This is a genomic window from Geobacter sp. (assembly GCF_027327745.1).
Classification (GTDB): Bacteria; Desulfobacterota; Desulfuromonadia; order Geobacterales; family Geobacteraceae; genus Geobacter.
The window spans coordinates 22,389-43,056 of the sequence record NZ_DAHVYG010000031.1 but is presented as its reverse complement, the minus strand read 5'-3'; the positions used below and the strand labels follow the sequence as shown (position 1 = coordinate 43,056).

Sequence of the window (20,668 nt, the reverse complement as noted above, 5' to 3'; positions counted from 1 at the left end):
TGGACCGCCCCTTTCTCGTTCTCCCGAGGAAAAACCGAACAAGCCCGCCTACAAAAGCCCCTTGGTGGACATGACCCCCTCCACCCGGGGGTCGAGCTGGGTTGCCGCATCCATGGCGCGGGCAAAGGCCTTGAAGCAGGCCTCGATGATGTGGTGCACGTTGCAGCCGTACATCACGTTGATGTGCAGGTTCAGGCCGCAATGGTTGGTAAACGCCTGGAAGAACTCCCGCGCCAGTTCCACATCAAACTCGCCGATCTTCACCTTGGGCAGGTTGACGTTGTACACCAGGTACGGCCGGCCGGAGATGTCCACGCTGACGCTAGCCAGGGTTTCGTCCATGGGTACCGTGGCCTGGCCGTAGCGCCGGATGCCTTTCTTATCTCCCAGGGACTGTTTGAATGCCTCACCCAAGACGATCCCGATATCCTCCACCGTGTGGTGAAAATCGATATCGATGTCGCCTGCGGCCTCGACCTCCAGGTCAAACAGGCCATGGCGGGCGAACAGGTTGAGCATGTGGTCGAGAAACGGCACCGAGGTGCAGATCGTGGCTTGGCCTGTGCCGTCCACATCCAGCGAAAGCTTGATCCTGGTCTCCTTGGTAATGCGTTCAATCGTGGCGGTCCGTGACATGACGCCTCCTTTGATCAGCCAATTTCAGTTATTGCCGCCAAGGTCCGCTCCATCTCCCCCCGCGTACCGATGGAGATGCGCAGGCCATGGGCCAGCAGCGGGTCGGAAAGCAGACGCACCAGGATCTTGCGGGCATACAGGCCTTCGTAGACCCGCTTGCCGTGGCGGTCCGGCGGTGCGGCAAAGACGAAGTTCCCCTGGGAGGGGATGACGTTGTAGCCGATGCCGCGTAACTCGTGCGTGAACCACTCCCGTGTCTCGCATATGCGGCGGCAACAGTCGGCAAAATACGCCTGGTCCTTGAGCGCCGCAATGCAGGCGGCCTGGGCCAGCCGGTCCAGGTTGTAGTGGTCGCGGATCTTGTCCAGGGCCGCGATCACCTCCGGACGGGCAATGGCAAGGCCGAGACGCATGCCTGCCAGGGAATAACTCTTGGAAAGGGTGCGCGTCACCACCACGTTCTCATGCTTTCTCACCAGCTCCAACGCACTGGATTCGGCAAATTCGGCATAGGTCTCGTCCAGCACCAGCATGCCTGCGCAACGCCGTGCCAGTTCGTCGATGTAGTCGAGCGGGAAACTGGGGCCCAGCGGGGCATTGGGAGTCGTGAGGAAGAAAATCTTCCCTTCGTAGCGCTCGGGAAAACCGGCGATCCGGAAATCGTCGGTCAGTCCGAATGTACGTACCACGGCCCCCTGGACCTCAGCCAGGGTACCGTAGTAGGAGTATGAAGGGTTAACGTAGCCGACTTCCTCCCCTTCAGCGGCAAAGGCCCGGATCAGATTATTCAGAACCTCATCGGAGCCGTTAGCCATAATGATCCACGAGGGATCAAACCCGTAAAGCTCCCCGGCCACCTCGCGCAGCTTCTGGCTGGAGGCGCTGGGGTAAATACGCAGGCCGGCCCCGTCCGGCCCCAGTTCCTCAAGAATGGCCTTCACCACCTCCGGCGACGGCGGATACGGGTTCTCGTTAGTGTTCAGCTTGATCCAGGAGGCGATATCGGGCGGCTGGTAGCCGGGAACGTACCCCTTCATGGCGGCGATGTTCGGTCGAAGCGGAATCATTGCCGTACCTCTCCTTCCCCTTTCAGTCTCACGCTCACCGACCTGCCGTGGGCCTCCAGCCCCTCCAGCTCGGCGATCCGGACGATGTCGCCGCCGAGGCGGTTAAGCCCCCCCTCGCTGAAGTAGACGATGGAGGACTTCTTCACGAAATCATCCACCGACAGGGGGGAGAAGAAACGGGCCGTGCCGCCGGTGGGAAGGGTGTGGTTCGGACCGGCCAGGTAGTCGCCGGCCGCCTCGGGGGTGAAGTGGCCGAGGAAGATGGCTCCGGCGTTCCTGATCCGCGGCAGGATGTCAAAGGGGTTCGCCACGGCCAGTTCCAGGTGCTCGGGGGCGATCCGGTTCGAGAAGGCGATGGCATCGTCGAGGCTTCCGGCCACGATGACCGCGCCGTAGGTTTCCCACGACTTGCGGGCGATCTGCTCCCGGGAGAGCTCCGCCAGCTGCCGCTCCACCTCCGCGGCCACCCGCTCGCCAAAGCCTCGGTCGGTGGTGATGAGGATGGAGGAGGCTAGTTCGTCGTGCTCCGCCTGGGAGAGGAGGTCGGCGGCAATGTGGGCCGGGGTGCCGCTCCCGTCGTTGATGACGAGGATCTCGCTGGGGCCGGCGATCATGTCGATCCCCACAGCGCCAAAGACCAGCTTCTTGGCGGTGGCCACGTAGATGTTCCCCGGGCCCGTGATCTTGTCGACCTTGGGCACCGTTGCGGTCCCGTAGGCCAGGGCCGCCACCGCCTGGGCGCCCCCCATCCGGAAAATCCGATCGACGCCGGAGAGCCGCGCCGCCACCAGGACGTGGGGATTGATATCGCCGCCGGGGGTCGGGGCCACCATGACGATCTCACCGACGCCGGCAACCCGGGCCGGGACCGCGTTCATGATGACGCTGGATGGATAGCTCGCCTTGCCGCCGGGTACGTAGATCCCGACCCGCTCCAGCGGCGTCACCATCTGGCCGAGAAGGACGTCGGGCTCGTTGGTGGAGAGCCAGGTCTCCTGCTTCTGCTTCTCGTGGAAGCGGGCCACCCGCTCCACCGCCAGCTTCAGGGCCGCAATCTCCTCGTCCTTCACCCGGGCGAAGGCGTACTCGATCTCATCATCGGTCACCTGGAGGGCGGTAACGGAATCGGCCTCCAGCCGGTCGAAGCGGCGGGTGTAGTCGAGAAGCGCCTCGTCCCCCCGCCCCCGCACATCGGCGATGATATCGAGGACCACCTGCTCCACCTCGCGGCCGGTCTCTTCACCCCGGGCGAGGATGGCGGCGAATTCCGTATCGAAGTTCGCATCCCGTATGTCGAGGAATTTCATACGTGCTTCTCCAGCCCTTCGATGATCTCGGTGATCCGGGGGTGCTTGGTCTTCAGGCTCGCCCGGTTGACGATGAGGCGCGTGGTGATCTCGGCGATGGTCTCCACCTCCACGAGGCCGTTCTGCCGCAGGGTCTCGCCGGTGGAGACCAAGTCCACGATCCGCTCGGAGAGCCCCACCAGAGGGGCCAGCTCGATGGAGCCGTAGAGTTTGATGATCTCCACCTGCACCCCCTTCTTGGCGAAGTACTTCTCGGTCACGTTGGGGTACTTGGTGGCGATGCGGATGTTGCTCCAACTGGAAGGATCGTCGTCCCGGGCAAGCCCCACCGGCTCCGCCACCATCATCCGGCAGTAGCCGAACTTCAGATCCAGAGGCTCGTACAGGTCCTTCTCCTGCTCCATGAGGGTGTCCTTGCCGACGATACCGAGGTCGGCGCAGCCGTACTCCACGTAGGTGGGGACGTCGGTGGCCCGGACGATCATGTACCGCATCCGCTGCTCGTGGTTCTCGAAGATGAGCTTGCGGGTGTTGGAGAGAAGCTCGTCGCAGTTGATCCCGATCTTGCCGAAGAGGGCGACGGACTCCTTCAGGATGCGCCCCTTGGGGATGGCGATGGTGATGTAGTCGGTCATGACTCTTTCACTCTCTTGATGTCGGCGCCGAGGCCGGCCAGCTTCTTCTCGATGGAGTCGTACCCCCGGTCCAGGTGGTAGATGCGGGAGATCTCGGTGGTGTTGTCGGCGGCGAGCCCGGCGAGGATCAGCGAGGCCGAGGCCCGGAGGTCCGTGGCCATGACCGGCGCGCCGGAGAGCTTCTTCACTCCCTTCACCGTGGCGGTGTTCCCCTCAATCGTGATGTCGGCGCCGAAGCGCAGGAGCTCCGAGACGTGCATGAAGCGGTTCTCGAAGATGTTCTCGCTGATGACGCTCGCTCCATCGGCCACGCACATGAGGGCCATGAATTGTGCCTGCATGTCGGTGGGGAAACCGGGATAGGGGCGAGTCTTGATATTGATGGCCCTGGGGCGCCGGGGCCCCTTCACCCGCACCACATTGTCGCGGTTGGTGATCTCAACGCCGGCGTCCTGGAGCTTGAAGACGAGAGCGTCCAGATGCTCCAACTTCATGTTCCTGATCTTTATGTCGCCGCCGGTTATGGCCGCGGCCACCATGAAGGTGCCGGCCTCGATCCGGTCGGGCATGACGTCGTGGGTGACCGGCGCCAGTTCCTTCACCCCCGTGATCCGGATGGTGTCGGTGCCGGCCCCCTCGATCTTCGCCCCCATCCTGTTCAGGATGTCGGCCAGGTCGATGATCTCCGGCTCCCGGGCGGCGTTCTCCAGGACCGTCTCACCCTTGGCCAGGGCCGCCGCCATCATGAGCTGCTCGGTCCCCCCGACGGTGGCGATGTCGAAATTGATCCGCGCCCCCTTGAGCCGCTTCGCCTTGGCCTCCACGTAGCCGTGCTCCAGCCGGATGTCGGCCCCCAGGGCCGCGAGCCCCTTGAGATGCAGGTTGATGGGACGGGCGCCGATGGCGCAGCCGCCGGGGAGCGACACCCGTGCCCGGCCATGTCGCGCCAGAAGCGGCCCCAGGACGAGGACCGAGGCGCGCATGGTCTTCACCAGGTCGTAGGTCGCCTCTACGTTGTTCACGTGGGTCGTATCGATCCGGACGATGTTGCCGTTCCCCTCGACGACGGCGCCGAGGGACTCCAGGACCTTGATGGTGGTGTTGATGTCGCGCAGGAACGGAACGTTGCGGATTTCGTTTAGCCCCGGCGCGAGGATGGTGGAGATGAAGATGGGGAGGGCCGCGTTCTTGGAGCCGCTGACCGATACCTCTCCGGTCAGTTTCTTTCCCCCTTTGATGATCAGCTTGTCCAAAAGAATGCCTCTGAAATTGGTGTAGGGGCAAACCTTGTGTTTGCCCGATTTTGGGCGATCACAAGGATCGCCCCTACGGAATCCGTCCACCGACCACCCGGTCGATGCCGTTGGGGTCCCTGGCCGTAAAGCAGTCGCCGAAACCGGCCCGGCCGAACATCCCGAGCACCGCCTCCGCCTGGCCTATGCCGAGCTCGACGAGCAGCCACCCACCGGGGTTCAGGTGCTCCGGGGCGGCCGGGATGATGATCCGGTAGAAATCGAGGCCGTCGGCTCCGCCGTCGAGGGCGGCGCGGGGCTCGTATTCCCGCACCTCTGGCTGGAGTGTCTCCAGGTCGGCGGTGGGGATGTAGGGAGGATTGGAGACGATCAGGTCGAACCGCTGATCCCCGAAGGGCTCGAAGAGCGACCCCTCGAAGAGGGTCACCCGCACGCCGTGCCGCTCGACGTTTCGCTGGGCCAGGGCGAGGGCGGCGGGCGACTGTTCCACCCCCCAGACCCGGGCATCGGGGAGGTTCTTTGCCAGAGCCACGGCAATGCAGCCGCTCCCCGCGCCGATATCGAGGATGCTTCCGGCAGCCGGTGCCCGCTTCAGCGCCTCCTCCACCACGGCCTCGGTATCGTGGCGGGGAATCAGCACCGCCGGGGTCACCTCGAAATCGAGCCCGAAAAACTCCTGGCTTCCGAGGATGTACTGGAGCGGTTCACGCTTGGCCCGTCGCGCCACGAGTCCCCGGATCGCCCCGAGCTCGTTCTGGTTGAGGGGCTTGTCGAAGTTTACGTAGAGTCCCACCCGGTCCAGCCCCAAGGCGGCACCCAGGAGCCACTCGGTCTCCAGCCGCGCGTTCCCGACCCCTTTCTCCGCCAGGTACTCCCTGGTCCAGTCGAGCACCCTGCGGATGGTCCAGACCTCGCTCACGCCGCCTCGCTCTGCGCCTTCAGCGCCTCCATCTGGTAATGGGCGCGCAGGGCGTCCACGATCTCGGCGATGTCTCCCAGCATGATCGTCTCGAGCCGGTAGAGGGTGAGGCCGATACGGTGATCGGTCATCCGCCCCTGGGGAAAGTTGTAGGTTCGAATCCGCTCGCTCCGGTCGCCGCTTCCCACCTGCTGCTTCCGGTCGGCGGCGATGCGGGCGTTCTGCTCCTGCTGGAGGCCGTCGAGGATCCTGGTCTTGAGGACTTTCATCGCCTTCGCCCGGTTCTTGATCTGACTCCGCTCGTCCTGGCACTCCACCACGATCCCGGTGGGGAGGTGGGTAATCCGGACCGCCGACTCGGTCTTGTTGACGTGCTGCCCCCCCGCCCCGGAGGCACGGTAGACGTCGATCTTGAGATCAACAGGATTGATGTCCACCTCGATGTCATCGGCCTCGGGGAGGACCGCCACGGTGCAGGCGCTGGTATGGATCCGCCCCTGGGCCTCGGTCTCCGGCACCCGCTGCACCCGGTGGGTTCCCGATTCGTATTTTAGCTTAGAGTAGGCCCCCTGCCCCTCGATGGAGGCGATCACCTCCTTGAAGCCCCCCCGCTCGGACTCCGACGCGGAGATGACCTCCACCTTCCACCGGTTGCGCTCGGCAAAGCGGGAGTACATCCGGAAGAGATCCCCGGCGAAGAGGGCCGATTCGTCACCGCCGGTGCCGGCACGGATCTCGAGAATCACGTTCCGGTCGTCGTTGGGGTCCTTCGGCAGGAGGAGGATCTTGATCTCTCCCTCCAGCTCCTCGCGGCGCCGCTCCAGCTCCGGCAGTTCCGCCTCGGCCATCTCCTTCATCTCGGGGTCGGCCAGAAGTTCCCGGTTCCCCTCGATCTCGTCGAGAACCTTCCGGTAGGTGCGGTACGCCTCCACCAGGGGGGTGAGGTCGTTGTGCTCGCGGGAGAGCCGGCGAAACTCCGGCTGGTTCCCGATCACTGCCGGGTCCGCCAGGAGCGCTTCCAGCTCCTGGTGGCGTACTTCCAGTTCGGCTATCTTGTCAAACATTCTGCAAATCCTTGCACGTCGGCCCCGCGGATACGGGGAGGCGGACAGACCCCGCTTCTCCCACTCGTGGAGCGGATTTTATGAGTTATACGACCAACCGGTCGTCGCGGTAGCCGCCGTTCACGTCCAGCGCCTCTTCCATCGACCGGATCGCCACCTCCATCTGGCTTTCGTCCGGCTCCCGGGTGGTGAGCCGCTGCAGCGCCAGCCCCGGCGTGATGATCATACGCACGAGGGGGGACGTATCGTGTTTGGCGCTCCACTTGAGGAACTCGTAGGAAATCCCGGCGATGAGCGGCAGGAGCACCACCCGGGAACCGGCTTTCAGATAGAAGGGCCAGAGTTTCGGGATGAGCGAGAAAACCAGGATGCTCACCAGCATGACGATGAGGAGAAAGCTCGTGCCGCAACGGGGGTGGAGCCGGCTGTGCCGGGCCACGTTGGCCACCGCCAGATCTTCCCCCGCCTCGAAGGCGAAGATGGTCTTGTGCTCGGCACCGTGGTACTGGAACACCCGCTGGATATCCTTCATCCGGGAGATGGAGACGATGTACAGGAGAAAGACCGCCACCCGGATGATGCCGTCCACCAGGTTGAAGACGATGTTGGAGCTGCCGATGAGCGGAGTGAGAAGCTTGGTCAGGTAGAGGGGGAAGACGAAGAAAAGGAGGACGCCGAAGCCGAGCGCCACCGCCATGGTCCCCCCGAGGGCCCAGGACGAGAGTTCCTCCTTCTCCTCCTCTTCGGCCATCGCCTCGTTGGCGGAGAAATTGAGCGCCTTGAGCCCCATGACGAGGGAGGAGAAGAGCGCCACCGCACCGCGGACGATGGGAAGCTTGACGATCGGAAAGCGCTCGGAGAGGGGGGGAACCTCCTCCCGCTTCACCGAGATCTCGCCGGTGGGGCGCCGGACCGCGATCGCCATGGAGCGGGGAGCCCGCATCATCACCCCTTCGAGGACCGCCTGGCCGCCGACGTTGATCCGTTCCGCCAGAAAGAACAGCTGCACCAGTACCGAGCTGAACCACTTTATCACGATGACATCTCCTTGAATCTCTCCCTGACCGCGACGATCCTGCCGCAGGTCATGGTTCCTTCCGGACAGGGGCCGGAGAGACACCCCGGGCCGGCATCCCGGAAGATAGTGGGGGCGACCGCTTTCACGAGCCGCAGCATCTCCACCGCCATGGACCGGATCTCCCACTGGGCCCGCTCGCAGCAGCGAAGCTCGAAGAAGTGGAGGAGTTCGCGGCCGTTCATGGTGACGATGATCTTGGTCTCGGCCGCGTTGGGAAGAATGTAGCGGGCATCCTCCGCCGGGATCCCCGCCGCCACCAGCGCCGCGTAGGTTTCGTGAAGCGCCTGGAGCTGTTCCTCGAAGCGCGCGGCCAGTTCCGGCCGTTCCGCAATGGTCGGCGGCACCACGGCGGAAAATCGCTCGACATGGGTGACATAACGCTGGGACTGCTGGGAGTAGGAGGCGAGCCGGTGCCGGACGAGCTGATGGCTCGTGGCCCGCGAAATCCCCTCGATGCCGAAGGTGAAGGAGGCGTGCTCCAGCACCGACTGGTGCCCCAGCGACATGATCTTGTCGAGGAACGCGGCGATGTCCGATTTCGAGAGTTTTTCGCGCAGCGCCTCGATGCCGACGGGCGAGTAGCAGAGCCGGGCAGCGAGGGCAACGGCGGTTTCAGGGTCGGGGGTGTGCTGGAGAAGCGTAACCTTCATGCAATCCCTTGGTGAAGCGAGAAAGTGTGCGTCATCAGAAACAGATAAGGGGATTTCGCCATGGACAAAATCCCCTCCACTAATCCGAAAGGCCGAGGGCCCGATCTTACAGGCCGTATCTCTTCTTGAAGCGCTCGACGCGGCCGGCGGTGTCCAGGATCTTCTGCTTGCCGGTGAAGAACGGATGGCAGGCGGAGCAGACTTCGGTATTGATCTCGGAAGTGGTGGAGCGGCTCTGGAAGCTGTTGCCGCAGGCGCACTTGATCGTCACTTCGGTGTACTTGGGATGAATTCCCTCTTTCATATGTGTCCTCCTTGCAGGGGCTCCCTGCGGTAATATGCAGTCGCTGGAAAGTTTTATAATTAGCACCACCAGCTTATTTTTTCAAGAGTTTTTTCCGGCGCTCCCCACGGATTACTTGCTCATGGAATCGAGGAAATCCTGGTTCGATTTCGTCTCGGAGAGCTTGTCCAGGAGAAACTCCATGCTGTCCACCACATTCATCGGGTGGAGCACCTTGCGGAGAATCCAGATCCGGTTGAGGGAGCTCTTCTCTATGAGGAGTTCCTCTTTCCGGGTCCCGGACTTGTTGATGTCGATGGCCGGGAAGGTCCGCTTCTCCACGAGCTTGCGATCGAGGTGGACCTCCATGTTGCCGGTCCCTTTGAACTCCTCGAAGATAACCTCATCCATCTTGCTCCCGGTGTCGATCAGCGCCGTGGCGATGATGGTGAGGGAGCCCCCCTCCTCGATGTTGCGGGCGGCGCCGAAGAAGCGCTTCGGCTTGTGAAGGGCGTTGGAGTCGACCCCGCCGGAGAGGATCTTGCCGGAGGGGGGGATGACGGTGTTGTAGGCCCGGGCGAGCCGCGTGATGGAGTCCAGAAGGATCACCACGTCCCGCTTGTGCTCCACGAGCCGCTTCGCCTTCTCGATCACCATCTCGGCCACCTGCACGTGGCGGGTGGCGGGCTCGTCGAAGGTGGAGGAGACCACCTCCCCCTTCACCGAGCGCTGCATGTCAGTCACCTCTTCGGGACGCTCGTCGATCAGCAGCACGATCAGGTAAACCTCCGGATGGTTCTCAGCGATGGAGTTGGCGATGTTCTGGATGAGCATCGTCTTGCCGGTGCGGGGAGGGGCGACGATGAGCCCCCGCTGCCCCTTGCCGATGGGAGAGACCAGCTCCATGACCCGCATCGGCATGTTGTCGGGGGCGGTCTCCAGCCTGATCTTTTCGTCGGGATAGAGGGGGGTAAGGTTGTCGAAGAGGATCTTGTCCCTGGCCACTTCGGGGGGCTCGAAGTTGACCGTCTCAACCTTCAGGAGCGCAAAATAGCGCTCCCCTTCTTTCGGGGGCCGAATCTGGCCTGAGACGGTGTCGCCGGTATGCAGGTTGAAGCGGCGGATCTGGGAGGGGGAAACGTAGATGTCGTCGGGGCCCGGCAGGTAGTTGTAATCGGGCGCCCGAAGAAAACCGAATCCGTCGGGAAGGCATTCCAGGACCCCCTCGCCGAAAATCATCCCGTTCTTTTCGGTCTGGGCGTTGAGGATGGCGAAGATCAGATCCTGCTTGCGCAGGCTCGATGCCCCCTCGATGTTGAGCCCCTTGGCTATCGCCGTAAGCTCGTTGATCTTCTTCCCTTTCAGTTCTTGCAGGTTCATCGGTTCTCCTGGTCGGAGCGCTCGACGGCGACGGCAGCAGGAAGCTGCGGCCGGTTCGGGCGCACGGGGTATGGACATATTTATGCGGATACGCTAGCGTGAGGGGAATTGATACCCTGGGTTATGTGTCTGTAATGGATGACTGTTGCTGTGATGAGGTGTCGTGCAACTGAGCAGTTCGGCTGAAGCGCCGGAGGCAAAACTGGAGTCGAATTGAGGATATTTTGTTTATAAACCCCATCCCCTCGGCTTGTCAACATTAATTATCCTTTCCGGCAGCCGCCGGAAACCCTGCCATCCAGACGCCCCCTTCGACCGGTGAGGAGGAATTCTCCCGCGTCACGGGCGGATTTAGCAGTTGACACGTCGCGGCGCCTGGCACTATAGTCCCAGCAGTCAGACCACAAAGCCTGTCGGGGACTTTTTCACCTCGGGGCGACCCTTCTCGAAGAGCCCCGCCCGACAGCACATCACGCCCGACAGAGGCATCCACCGTGCAGAAAAAAGACAAGTCCGACTACATGATCCTCGCCGTTTCCCACGCCCTCGACCTCCTGGAGCAGTTCCACGGGGAAGATGCGTCCGAGCTGGGCGTCACCGAACTGGCCCGGCGGCTCAAGCTCCACAAGAACAACGTGTTCCGCCTTCTCGCCACCCTGGAGGCCCGCGGCTACGTTGAGCAGAACCGCATAACCGGCAACTACCGCCTCGGCCTCAAGACCCTTGAGATCAGCCAGACCATGATCAGACAGATGGCGCTCCTGCCGTACTCCAAACCGGCGCTGGAGGAACTCGTCCGCGAATGCGACGAAACCGCCTATGTTGCCGTTCTCAAAGAACATCTGAGCACATATCTTTACGGCGTAGAGAGCCATGCCACGGTGCGGGTCGTCTCCCGCCTCGGTTCGCGACTTCCCGCCTACTGCACCGCCGCTGGCAAGGTCCAGCTCGCGTTTCTGCCCCCCGAGGAGCTGGAACGGTACCTGGCCCGCGCCGAGCTCGCCCGGTTCACCCCCCACACCCTCACCGACCGGCAACAGCTCTGCGACCACCTCCGCGAGGTGGCCACCCGGGGGTACGCCGTCGACAATGAGGAACTGGAGATCGGGGTCCGCGGGGTGGCGGCACCGATCTTCGACTACCGCACCGCCGTCGTTGGCGCCGTGATCATTTCAGGCCCGTCGATCCGCTTCTCGGACGAACGGATCCGGAATACCCTTGCCCCCCTCGCCCAGAAGACGGCCCAAGCGATATCGGTCAAGCTCGGCCACGTAGCCCCCACCCCCGAATAGGGAAACGGTACCCCGCTCATCCCCTTCCCCCAGGGAGAGTGAAAAAGAAGGCGGCCCCTCTCCCGGGCTCCGCTTCGGCCCAGATCCTGCCGCCGTGCCGCTGGACGACCCGCCGGACGGTGGCCAGGCCGATGCCCGTCCCCTCGAACTCTTCATTCCGGTGGAGCCGGCGAAACGGCTGAAAAAGCTCTCCCGCCTCCCGCATGTCGAACCCCGCCCCGTTGTCCCGCACACAAAAGACCCGTTCTCCGTTTCGCGTGGTCGCCGAAATCCCGACTGTGGCGCCACTGGTCTTTCGGGTGTATTTCCAGGCATTGCCGATCAGGTTCTCCAGTGCGATGCGCAGCATCTGCGGATCACCCTTCACCACGAGGCCGGGTGACGATTCGAACTCGACCGACCGCTCCGGCTCGACCATCCGGAGCCCCAGGATTATCTCCCCCGCCAGCACGCCGAGATCGACCTCTTTGTTGCGCATCTCGCTCTGGGTAACGCGGGAAAGAACGAGCATCGCCTCCACGAGCTCGATTATCCGCTCCGTGGCATCGTAAATGGTGTCCGCCAGGAGGAGTCGGGTTTCCCGGCGGCACTCGCCGCCGTTGTTTTCCCTGAGCAGCTGGGCCGAAAGGCTGATCTGCCCCACGAGGGAGCGCAGATCGTGGGAGAGCGAATAGCTGAACGCCTCAAGCTCCCCGTTGGCAACCTCCAGTTCGGCCGCCCGGGCCGCCAGATGCGAATTGAGGATCTCGATCCGCTCCGCCACCCGCTTGCGGTCGGTAATGTCCACCACCATGTTGATCAGGCAGGGGACGCCGTCGAGCTCCAGCATCTCCGCCGAGTAGAGACCGGTAAAGGTCCGCCCCGACCGGTCCCGGAACGTCACCTCCTGCTCCCGGACCGCCCCCTCCGCACGGATGAGCCCCACTATCCACTCCCTCTCCGCCGGACTCTGCCAGATGTTCAGCTCCAGGGAAGTCCGCCCCACCACATCGCTGCGCCGATAGCCGAAGGTCCGCTTGAAGGCCTCGTTGACCTCGATGAACCGCCCCTCCGCCAGCGTCGTGATCCCGAGCATCACCAGCGATGTCCGAAAGGCCTTGGAAAATTTCTCTTCCGACGCCGCGAGAGCCTTTTCGGCCCGCCGCCGTTCGGTGATATCCAGAAACGTGACCACCGCCCCCACCAGGGTTTCCTCCCGTCGCACGGGATAAGCCCAGTACTCCACCGGGAAGGGAGAGCCGTCGGCCCGCCAGAACACCTCGTCGGCGTAGTGGATGCATTCGCCTTCCCGAAACGCCCGCACCACGGCGCACTCTTCCAAAGTGTACGGCGTGCCGTCCGCCCGGGTGTGGCAGAGCACCTCGTGCATCTGCCGCCCGAGCAGCTCCCCCTCGTCACTGTAGCCGAGCACCTGCAGGCAGGCCGGATTGCAGAAGACGCACCGCCCTTCCCGGTCGAGCCCGTAGATCGCCTCGGCGGTGGAGCTCAAGATCAGCCGCAGCTGCGACTCCTGCTCCCGCAGCGCCAACTCGGCCTCCCGCTGACGCAGGGTAGCGAGCCCCATATCGACGACAAAGCTGACGAAACTCTCGCAGTAGCGCATGATCCGGTCGACCTGGTCCCGGCTGAAGACCGGGATCGAGGCAAGGGCCGCCAGGTAATCCGTTTCGTTGAACCCGAATTCGCCGGCCTGCCGCCGGAAGAACTCGATGTCGGGGCTCTCCCCCTCGAAGAAGAACTGACCGAGAAACAGGGTCGCCACGTGCTCTCCGGCTATGATTATCGGGACGCCGACATCCCACAGGCCGTTCAGGCACTTGTAAGGGACGTAGGCTCCCTCGGTCAGGTGGGAATTGATGTAGGCGTTGCTCTGGCGACACCGCTCACGGGTAGTGCGGTTGACGCGGTGATACTTCGTACAGATTTCCTGCCAGCCGGTGGCGACCAGGATCCGCCCCTCGGCATCGACGATGCCGACCGGAACGCCGGTCATGGCCTGAAACTGCTCCATCAGACCCTGAAGCCGGGGAACGTCGATCAGCTCCGAAAAGTGATACATCATGAATAAAACCCCTTCCCGGCACTTGAAGGCGCGCGCCCCGCGGCGCGTCGTCTCGACCGGAACAGCGAACGGAAGCAGCGTTTTTTAATTCAAGTATACAAATTCTGCGGCAAAAGCCAAGGGAGCCATTCGCTAAAAACGAGGGGTAATGGCGAAGGGATGCGGGTCAGTTGGTGTTGTGGTACAGCAGGACATCAAGCAGGCGTTCGTACTCTTCGAGCTTGTTCTGGAGCTTCTTAAGTTCCGCGGGGGTATAGACCTCGGTCCCACGGGCGATCTCGTGTTTGAGCTTCGCGATCAGCTCGACGATGTCGTCCTTGCGGTCGGGGCAGTTCTCGTCGTTGAGGAGACAGAGGTCCTTCCCTTTCGGGAGAGGCTGATCGGCGGCAAAGGCCGGCAGCGTTGCCGCAGTAATGAGGAGGGCGGCGAGGATGGAGATGATGGTCTTCATGGGTCAACCTTCCCGGTGCAAAGATTATGTTGGTTCCATGATATCACAAATCAGCCCGGAGACGCCCGCCGCCGGCCGTTCCCGGGCCGACGGCTAAATCTTGTTGATGAAAACCTCCCGCGGCTTGCTGGTCCCGTCGGAGGGGCCGACGATCCCCTCCTGCTCCATCCGCTCGATGATGCGGGCGGCGCGGTTGTAGCCGATCCGCAGCCGCCGCTGGACCATGGAGATGGAGGCCTGGCGCGTCTCGGCCACCAGGGCCACCGCGTCGTCGTACCGCTCGTCGATCAGGTCCTCGTCGTCCCCGCCGCCAGCGCCGCTGTCTTCTTTCATCTCCAGGATCGACTTGTCGTAGACCGGCTTCCCCTGCTTCTTGAGGAAATCCACCACCCGCTGCACCTCTGCGTCGGAGACGAAGGCGCCGTGGACCCGCTGCATCTTGGCGGTGCCGGGGGGGAGGAAGAGCATGTCGCCGGCACCCAGGAGCGACTCGGCGCCGTTGGTGTCGAGGATGGTCCGGGAGTCGATCTTGGAGGAGACCTGGAAGGAAATCCGGGCCGGGAAGTTCGCCTTGATAAGGCCGGTGATGACATCCACCGACGGCCGCTGGGTGGCGAGGATCAGATGGATGCCGGCGGCCCGGGCCATCTGGGCCAGCCGCGCGATGGACTCCTCGATCTCCCGGCCGGCAACCATCATGAGGTCGGCCAGCTCGTCCACAATGACGACGATATACGGCAGGTGCCCGTGCTCCAGCTCCTCCTGCTTGGCCAGAAACTCCTGAATCGCCTCCTCGTCGTCCGCGGGCTCGTCCACCACCTCGTCCAGCACCACGGTCCCCTGGGCCTTGAGCTCTTCGGCCTCCTTTTCCTCTTTTTCGAGACACTGGTTGTAGGAGCCGATGTTCCGCACCCCCTTGTCGGCCATGAGGCGGTAGCGGCGCCCCATCTCCTCCACGGCCCACTTGAGGGCGAGGGAGGCCTTCTTGGGGTTGGTGACCACGGGGAGGAGGAGGTGGGGAATCCCCTCGTAGATGGAGAGCTCCAGCATCTTCGGGTCCACCATGATCACCCGCACGTCCCTGGGGGTGGCGGTGTAGAGGAGCGACAGGATCATGGTGTTGATGGAGACCGACTTCCCCGAGCCGGTGGCGCCGGCCACGAGCAGATGGGGCATCTTGGCGAGATCGGCCACCACCGGGGCGCCGGCGATGTCCTTCCCCAGGGCCAGGGGGAGCTTCATCTTGCTGCCATGGAACTCCTCGCCGTTGAAGATCTCCTTGAGAAAGACCGTCTCCCGCTCCCGGTTCGGGATCTCGATCCCCACCACCCCCTTGCCGGGGATGGGGGCCACGATCCGGATCGACATGGACTGGAGTGCCATGGAGAGGTCATCGGAAAGGGAGGCGATCCGGCTCACCTTGATGCCGGGGCCGGGGGCGAACTCGTACATGGTGATGACCGGGCCGGGGCAGATCTCCACCACCTCGCCGTCGATGCCGAAGTCCTTGAACTTCTTCTCCAGGAGCCGGGCGTTCATGGTGAGGATGTCCCGGTCGAGGCGCTTCTCGGTGGCCGGGGGGGCATCGAGGAGCGACAGCGGCGGGGTGCGGTGATCCCCCTCGCTCTTGATGAAATCGAAGGCCTCCTGAAGGGGGGCGCTCTTCGCCTCCTCCTTTTTCTTCTCCTTCTTGCGGACCGGCTCCGGCGCCGGGATAGCCACGTGGACCGGCCTGATCTCCGGCGCCTTTTTCTTCTCGGGCTTCTCCCCCGCATCCAGGAGCTGGCGGTTAAGCGCCTGCCGCTCCCTGCGGCGCGCCCAGCGCTCCTTCAGGTTCGTGAACCACCAGTCGGCGAAGAGGACGAAGGAGAAGCGCGACAGCACCATGGCCGAGGCGGCCAGGAGCGGGAGAATGATCAGGATCGCACCGGTGATGCCGAAGTAGGTCTTGAGAAACGATGCCGTCTTGTAGCCGACGGCGCCGCCGGTCAGGACCGGCTGACCGAGGAAGACGGTCTTTTCCAGGTTGAAGGCGAAGAGGGCGGCAAGGGAGACCAGGAGCGTCGCGAACGCGATCCCCTTGTACGACTTCCAGCGCAGCTCCTTGAAGCGGAGGAGCTTGTAGGAGAGGTAGAGGAGGCCGACGGGAAGGGCGTAGGAGGCGAGCCCGAAGAGCTGCAGCAGCAGATCCGACAGGTCGGCGCCGAGCCGGCCGCCGAAATTGTGGAGCTTCCCCTCGGAGGAGTAAGTGTTGAACGACTGGTCCCCCGCGCTGAACGAGACCAGGGCAATGAGAATGAAGAGCCCCACCGCCCCCAGGGCCATCCCCTGGATCTCCTTCTTCAGCTTTTCTTTCCTGTCGATCTGGCTGTCTGTTTCTGTCATGGGTATTTCGTAGGGGCGATCCTTGTGATCGCCCGATCTTTCGGGATCAGGGCGAATACCAGATTCGCCCCTACATCTCAAGGATCAGCGGCAGGATCACCGGCCGCCGTTCGATCGTCTTGTTGAAGAAGCGCCGCAGAATGCGCCGCACCTCCTGCTTCACCTCACCCCAGTCGGCCCGGGCCTCGGTGGTCATGCCGGCCAGGGTGTCGAGGACAATCTTCTTCGTCTCGTCGAGATACTCCTGGCTTTCGTCCTCGAAGACGAAGCCGCGGGAGACGATGTCGGGGCCGTAGATCACCTCGCCGGAATGCTGGCTGATGGCGATGATCACCACCACCATCCCGTCCTCCGAGAGATGCCGGCGGTCCTTGAGGACCACCTCCCCCACGTCGCCGATCCCCTTGCCGTCGATGAAGACCCGTCCCGTGTCCACCCGGTCGGCGATTGCTCCCCGCTCGTCGCGAAACGAGATCACGTCACCGTTGACGGCGAGAAGACAGCGCTCCGCCGGCACCCCCACCATCTGGGCCAGCCGCCCGTGCTTCACGAGATGGCGGTACTCGCCGTGGACCGGGATGAAGAAGCGGGGCTTCACCAGGTTGAGCATGAGCTTCAGCTCCTCCTGGGAGGCGTGCCCCGAGACGTGCACCTCGGAGACCTTCTCGTGGTAGACCTCGGCCCCCCGGCGGTAGAGGTGGTTGATGAGGTCGGAGATGGTCTTCTCATTTCCCGGGATGAAGCGGGAGGAGAGGATCACCGTATCCCCGGGCTCCAGCCTGATCTGCTTGTGGTCGTCCATGGCGATCCGGGCCAGGGCACTCATCGGCTCCCCCTGGGAGCCGGTGGTGATCATGCAGACCTCCTCCTTCGGGAGGCGGGGAAGCTCCTTGAGGTCGATGAGGATCCCCTCGGGGATCCGCAGATACCCCAGCTGCCGCGCGATCCCCACGTTGGCCACCATGGAGCGGCCGTTCAGAAGCACCTTGCGGCCGCAGCGGGCCGCGGCGTCCACCGCCTGCTGGACCCGCTGGATGTTGCTGGAGAAGGCGGCGACGATGATCCGTCCCGGGCAGCGGGGAAAGATCTCGTTGAACGCCTCTCCCACCACCCGTTCCGAGAGGGTGAACCCTTCCCGCTCCACGTTGGTGGAATCGGCCATGAGCGCCAGGACCCCCTCGCTCCCGTACCGGGCGAAGGTGGCGAGATCGGTCAGCTAGCCATCCACGGGGGTGTGGTCGATCTTGAAGTCCCCCGTATGGATCACCACCCCCTCGGGGGTGCGGATCGCCAGGGCGCAGCCGTCGACGATGGAGTGGGAGACCCGGATGAACTCCACCTCAAAGCACCCCGCGGCGACCTTCTCCCGCGGCTTCACCACCTCCAGGTCCACCAGTCCGTCGAGATCGAACTCCTTCAGCTTTTCTCTGACGAAGCCGAGGGTGAGGGCCGTGCCGTAGAGGGGGGGTGAGAGCTCCTGCAGGACGAAGGGGAGGGCGCCGATGTGGTCCTCGTGGCCGTGGGTGAGAAAGATCCCCCGCACCTTTTCGGCCCGCTCCCGCAGATAGGCGATGTCGGGGATCACCAGATCGATGCCGAGCATGTGGGGCTCGGGGAACATGAGGCCGAAGTCAACGACGATGATATCGTCGCCGTACTCGAAGAGCGCCATGTTGAGCCCGATCTCTCCCAGCCCCCCGAGGGGGATGATCCTGAGACCGGCCGGAGTGCTGACGATATCCTGATCCATAATCGATTTCACCTGGCGGGGAGCGCCGCGTACCCCTGTCGCTGGAGAAGCTCGGCGATCTTCCGGTCGCAACGGGCGATCCACTCCTCCCCCGGCTGCAGGAGCCACTTGGCCGCGTAGAAAGAGCTCCGCAGCGCCCGGTAAGCGATCAGTGCCCGCTCCGTGTCACCCGCCCGTTCGAAGAGCTCCCCGATCTCCCACAGCCGCCGGGCTGCCGCCTCCACCGTGGCACTGCCGGGGGTGTACATGTGGATCGACGCCTCGTAGCCGGCAATGGCCGCCATGTAATCCTGCTTCGCCAGGGCCGCCTCGCCCCGCTGGAACTGAGTCCGCTGGCGCCACCAGGTGTTTCCGCCGATGAGGACGAGGGAGATGACGGCAATGACCGCCACGTTGACGACGATGGTTTTGGTCCGTTCGATCATCTGTTATCCGAAAAACCCGGGAACGAATGCCAGGAGCACGCCGACAAGGGTCGACGTCAGGCCGAGGAGAAAAATAAGCGCTGCGGCGATATCCCACGGCCGCGCCAGGCGATGGGCGGCCGGAAGCCCCCAGGCCACGGCGGCCCCCCCCCCCAGAATGAGAGCAATGGAGAGCACCGTCACGCTACCCCTCCAGCCCCGCCTCGATGGCGCTCCGCACCCGCTCCATGAGGGGAGCCCCCTTGAGAGCGCCGTCGCCGGAGGTGGGGATCGGCGCACCGAACCGGACAACAATCCCGGCCCCGCGCACAAGCTTCACGGTATTCCGCGGATTTACCCGCAGGCTCCCGTTGATGGTGAACGGAACAATCGGCACCCCGGCCCGCTCGGCGAGGACGAATCCCCCCTTCTTGAACGGGAGGAGGGAGCCGTCGGCGGTGCGGGTCCCCTCGGGAAAGACGATGACGCTCGCCCCGGCCTTGATCCGCTTCGCCGCCGCATCGAGGCTGCGCAGGGCCTTGCGGCCGTCGCTCCGGTCGATGGGGATGTAGCCGGCGCGCCGCATGGCGGGACCGAACAGGGGGATGCGGAAGAGCTCCTCCTTCGCCAGCCACGAAAAGCGGCGCGGAATCGCGCGGGAGAGGACGAGGATATCGAAGTTTCCCTGGTGGTTCCCCATGAAGATGACCGGCTCGCCGGCTGGCACGTTCTCCGAGCCGACGACCTCCAGGCGCACACCAGCCATCATGAGGCCGACGCGGCTCCAGAAAAGGGCGCAGCGATGGGCAAAGGCCCCGCTGGAATCCACGAGGCTGCCGACCACGGCCAAAAGGCTGCAGATGCCGGTGAGCGGCACAAAAAACACCAAATAAATCAAGCCATTAAGCATCCAGAACTCCGGTTACAAATCCGATTTACCTTACTGTTTTTTCCCTGGCTAGTCAAACCAAATATCGCTTGCCAGAAGGGCCTGAATCCTCTAAACTGCAACGGTTTTCGGTATACTACATCACCCCGGAAAAGGAGGCCCCATGGCCAGCCTCAATAAAGTCATGCTGATCGGCAACCTCGGCAAAGACCCCGAAGTCCGCTACACCCCCGCCGGCACCGCGGTGGCCAGTTTCTCCCTTGCCACAAGCGAACGGTTCAAGAACAAGAACGGCGAGTGGGAGGAAAAGACCGAGTGGCACAACGTGGTCCTCTGGGGACGTCAGGCCGAAGTGGCCGGCGAGTACCTCTCCAAGGGAAAGACCGTCTACATCGAGGGGCGGCTCCAGACCCGCAAGTGGCAGGACAAGGACGGCCGCGACCGGTGGACCACCGAGGTCGTCGGCGAGAAGATGCAGATGCTCGGCGCCCGCGGCGAGGGGGGAGGCCGCCCCGCCGGCCGTGGCGGTCAGGAGAACGGCTTCGGCGGTGCCCCCGGCTTCGACGAGCCGGCCTTCAACCCGGACGACGATATTCCGTTCTAAATTTTTTTTCGGGAAAAATCCAGCCTGCAGCACCGGGAGGCAACCACACGGTTGCCTCTCTGCGTTTCAGTGGTGAGAGCGGATCCCGGATACAAAAAACGCTTGCAAATCACCCTTTCCCGCCCCATAGTTTTCGGACCGGGACCCGCGACCGCCGGGCGTTCCCGGGGAAAGGAGAGGCTGCCGATGAAGATCAGGAAGAAGATTCTCGATTTCGAGTATGAAGAGGTGCTCGACCCCCGGACCCGGGAGTTGATCCGGGTCGGCTGCGCCGCGGCGGTGGGGTGCCCCACCTGACTGAAGAAGCACTTCGCGGGCGCGAAGGAAGCCGGCGCTACGGACGCCGAACTGAAGGAAGCCCTCGCCTACGGCATCATCGCGCCGTCGGGGCGGGCCAAGAATTTCGTGATGAATCTTGCCGGGGAGCTGGAGCTCGGCGACTGACCGGGAGGCGTGGGGACGCCGGCGGGACCTGCACGCGGTGGTCATCTAAACGTGAAAACGGCAGTTGCCGGAAGATCTGCTCCGCTCAGACGGCGTATTTCGTTGCTGCTCTTGG

The 20,668-nt window shown here is 63.6% G+C and carries 20 protein-coding genes and 1 pseudogene; 3 read left to right on the top strand and 18 right to left on the bottom strand.

Features of this window, described 5'->3' with window-relative positions; all coding sequences use genetic code 11:
* Positions 1 to 48: 48 nt before the first annotated feature.
* The 11 genes from hisB to rho all read right to left on the bottom strand — a co-directional run bounded on the left by hisB (position 49) and on the right by rho (position 10,272).
* The gene (hisB, locus tag M6689_RS05755; protein ID WP_298268941.1) at positions 49 to 636 is read right to left on the bottom strand and encodes an imidazoleglycerol-phosphate dehydratase HisB; all 588 of its coding nucleotides are present in this window, start codon (positions 634 to 636) and stop codon (positions 49 to 51) included.
* 14 nt (positions 637 to 650) lie between these two features.
* A complete protein-coding gene (gene hisC / locus M6689_RS05750; protein WP_298268939.1) occupies positions 651 to 1,703 on the bottom strand; it encodes a histidinol-phosphate transaminase in 1,053 nt (350 codons plus the stop codon).
* On the bottom strand, positions 1,700 to 3,010 hold the full coding sequence (hisD, locus tag M6689_RS05745) for a histidinol dehydrogenase (RefSeq protein WP_298268938.1): 1,311 nt from the start codon (positions 3,008 to 3,010) through the stop codon (positions 1,700 to 1,702). The genes hisC and hisD overlap by 4 nt, the downstream gene beginning before the upstream one ends.
* Complete coding sequence (gene hisG, locus M6689_RS05740; RefSeq protein ID WP_298268936.1) at positions 3,007 to 3,645, bottom strand: ATP phosphoribosyltransferase; 639 nt, start codon at positions 3,643 to 3,645, stop codon at positions 3,007 to 3,009. Before hisG ends, hisD begins: the two co-directional genes overlap by 4 nt.
* Positions 3,642 to 4,898 (bottom strand): UDP-N-acetylglucosamine 1-carboxyvinyltransferase, encoded by a 1,257-nt coding sequence (murA, locus tag M6689_RS05735; RefSeq protein WP_298268934.1) that lies wholly within the window; start codon positions 4,896 to 4,898, stop codon positions 3,642 to 3,644. Before murA ends, hisG begins: the two co-directional genes overlap by 4 nt.
* Positions 4,899 to 4,971: 73 nt before the next feature.
* Entirely contained in the window at positions 4,972 to 5,817 is an 846-nt protein-coding gene (gene prmC / locus M6689_RS05730) for a peptide chain release factor N(5)-glutamine methyltransferase (RefSeq protein ID WP_298268931.1), read from the bottom strand.
* Positions 5,814 to 6,881 (bottom strand): peptide chain release factor 1, encoded by a 1,068-nt coding sequence (gene prfA / locus M6689_RS05725; RefSeq protein WP_298268928.1) that lies wholly within the window; start codon positions 6,879 to 6,881, stop codon positions 5,814 to 5,816. Before prfA ends, prmC begins: the two co-directional genes overlap by 4 nt.
* A gap of 85 nt (positions 6,882 to 6,966) precedes the next feature.
* Positions 6,967 to 7,827, bottom strand: a complete 861-nt coding sequence (locus tag M6689_RS05720; RefSeq protein WP_366949728.1) for a DUF1385 domain-containing protein — start codon at positions 7,825 to 7,827, stop codon at positions 6,967 to 6,969.
* Positions 7,828 to 7,913: 86 nt separating this feature from the next.
* Positions 7,914 to 8,609, bottom strand: a complete 696-nt coding sequence (gene thyX, locus M6689_RS05715; protein ID WP_298268923.1) for an FAD-dependent thymidylate synthase — start codon at positions 8,607 to 8,609, stop codon at positions 7,914 to 7,916.
* Positions 8,610 to 8,715: 106 nt separating this feature from the next.
* Entirely contained in the window at positions 8,716 to 8,913 is a 198-nt protein-coding gene (gene rpmE / locus M6689_RS05710) for a 50S ribosomal protein L31 (RefSeq protein WP_298268920.1), read from the bottom strand.
* Positions 8,914 to 9,024: 111 nt separating this feature from the next.
* Complete coding sequence (rho, locus tag M6689_RS05705) at positions 9,025 to 10,272, bottom strand: transcription termination factor Rho (protein WP_298268917.1); 1,248 nt, start codon at positions 10,270 to 10,272, stop codon at positions 9,025 to 9,027.
* Between the two features lie 494 nt (positions 10,273 to 10,766).
* Between rho and M6689_RS05700 the strand changes: the two genes are divergently transcribed.
* Positions 10,767 to 11,564 carry an IclR family transcriptional regulator gene (locus M6689_RS05700; protein WP_298268914.1) on the top strand — a complete coding sequence of 266 codons (798 nt, stop codon included), beginning with the start codon at positions 10,767 to 10,769 and terminating at the stop codon, positions 11,562 to 11,564.
* Between the two features lie 16 nt (positions 11,565 to 11,580).
* On the opposite strand, the gene M6689_RS05695 is transcribed toward M6689_RS05700, so the two are convergent.
* The 7 genes and pseudogenes from M6689_RS05695 to M6689_RS05665 all read right to left on the bottom strand — a co-directional run bounded on the left by M6689_RS05695 (position 11,581) and on the right by M6689_RS05665 (position 19,526).
* Positions 11,581 to 13,626, bottom strand: a complete 2,046-nt coding sequence (locus tag M6689_RS05695; protein ID WP_298268912.1) for a PocR ligand-binding domain-containing protein — start codon at positions 13,624 to 13,626, stop codon at positions 11,581 to 11,583.
* A gap of 166 nt (positions 13,627 to 13,792) precedes the next feature.
* Positions 13,793 to 14,077 (bottom strand): hypothetical protein, encoded by a 285-nt coding sequence (locus M6689_RS05690; RefSeq protein ID WP_298268909.1) that lies wholly within the window; start codon positions 14,075 to 14,077, stop codon positions 13,793 to 13,795.
* A gap of 93 nt (positions 14,078 to 14,170) precedes the next feature.
* Positions 14,171 to 16,462, bottom strand: a complete 2,292-nt coding sequence (locus tag M6689_RS05685) for a DNA translocase FtsK (RefSeq protein WP_298268907.1) — start codon at positions 16,460 to 16,462, stop codon at positions 14,171 to 14,173.
* Between the two features lie 70 nt (positions 16,463 to 16,532).
* Positions 16,533 to 18,212 (bottom strand): annotated as a pseudogene (locus M6689_RS05680) (ribonuclease J).
* A gap of 8 nt (positions 18,213 to 18,220) precedes the next feature.
* Positions 18,221 to 18,637: a hypothetical protein gene (locus tag M6689_RS05675; RefSeq protein WP_298268905.1), complete on the bottom strand. Its 417-nt coding sequence runs from the start codon at positions 18,635 to 18,637 to the stop codon at positions 18,221 to 18,223.
* A gap of 3 nt (positions 18,638 to 18,640) precedes the next feature.
* Positions 18,641 to 18,820 carry a hypothetical protein gene (locus tag M6689_RS05670; protein WP_298268902.1) on the bottom strand — a complete coding sequence of 60 codons (180 nt, stop codon included), beginning with the start codon at positions 18,818 to 18,820 and terminating at the stop codon, positions 18,641 to 18,643.
* 1 nt (position 18,821) lies between these two features.
* Positions 18,822 to 19,526, bottom strand: coding sequence for a 1-acyl-sn-glycerol-3-phosphate acyltransferase (locus tag M6689_RS05665; RefSeq protein WP_298268899.1), 705 nt, complete (start codon positions 19,524 to 19,526; stop codon positions 18,822 to 18,824).
* Positions 19,527 to 19,668: 142 nt separating this feature from the next.
* On the opposite strand from M6689_RS05665, the gene M6689_RS05660 reads away from it, so the two are divergent.
* Both M6689_RS05660 and M6689_RS05655 read left to right on the top strand, forming a co-directional pair.
* Entirely contained in the window at positions 19,669 to 20,109 is a 441-nt protein-coding gene (locus M6689_RS05660) for a single-stranded DNA-binding protein (RefSeq protein WP_298268897.1), read from the top strand.
* Between the two features lie 186 nt (positions 20,110 to 20,295).
* Positions 20,296 to 20,553: a GSU3128 family (seleno)protein gene (locus M6689_RS05655; RefSeq protein WP_298268894.1), complete on the top strand. Its 258-nt coding sequence runs from the start codon at positions 20,296 to 20,298 to the stop codon at positions 20,551 to 20,553.
* Positions 20,554 to 20,668: the final 115 nt, after the last annotated feature.

Bases quoted from the DNA above. Each gene is read 5' to 3' on its own strand.
- hisB (WP_298268941.1), bottom strand. From the start codon at position 636: ATGTCACGGACCGCCACGATTGAACGCATTACCAAGGAGACCAGGATC.
- hisC (WP_298268939.1), bottom strand. From the start codon at position 1,703: ATGATTCCGCTTCGACCGAACATCGCCGCCATGAAGGGGTACGTTCCC.
- hisD (WP_298268938.1), bottom strand. From the start codon at position 3,010: ATGAAATTCCTCGACATACGGGATGCGAACTTCGATACGGAATTCGCC.
- hisG (WP_298268936.1), bottom strand. From the start codon at position 3,645: ATGACCGACTACATCACCATCGCCATCCCCAAGGGGCGCATCCTGAAG.
- prfA (WP_298268928.1), bottom strand. From the start codon at position 6,881: ATGTTTGACAAGATAGCCGAACTGGAAGTACGCCACCAGGAGCTGGAA.
- M6689_RS05720 (WP_366949728.1), bottom strand. From the start codon at position 7,827: ATGATGCGGGCTCCCCGCTCCATGGCGATCGCGGTCCGGCGCCCCACC.
- thyX (WP_298268923.1), bottom strand. From the start codon at position 8,609: ATGAAGGTTACGCTTCTCCAGCACACCCCCGACCCTGAAACCGCCGTT.
- rpmE (WP_298268920.1), bottom strand. From the start codon at position 8,913: ATGAAAGAGGGAATTCATCCCAAGTACACCGAAGTGACGATCAAGTGC.
- rho (WP_298268917.1), bottom strand. From the start codon at position 10,272: ATGAACCTGCAAGAACTGAAAGGGAAGAAGATCAACGAGCTTACGGCG.
- M6689_RS05695 (WP_298268912.1), bottom strand. From the start codon at position 13,626: ATGATGTATCACTTTTCGGAGCTGATCGACGTTCCCCGGCTTCAGGGT.
- M6689_RS05690 (WP_298268909.1), bottom strand. From the start codon at position 14,077: ATGAAGACCATCATCTCCATCCTCGCCGCCCTCCTCATTACTGCGGCA.
- M6689_RS05685 (WP_298268907.1), bottom strand. From the start codon at position 16,462: ATGACAGAAACAGACAGCCAGATCGACAGGAAAGAAAAGCTGAAGAAG.
- M6689_RS05675 (WP_298268905.1), bottom strand. From the start codon at position 18,637: ATGATCGAACGGACCAAAACCATCGTCGTCAACGTGGCGGTCATTGCC.
- M6689_RS05665 (WP_298268899.1), bottom strand. From the start codon at position 19,526: ATGCTTAATGGCTTGATTTATTTGGTGTTTTTTGTGCCGCTCACCGGC.
- M6689_RS05660 (WP_298268897.1), top strand. From the start codon at position 19,669: ATGGCCAGCCTCAATAAAGTCATGCTGATCGGCAACCTCGGCAAAGAC.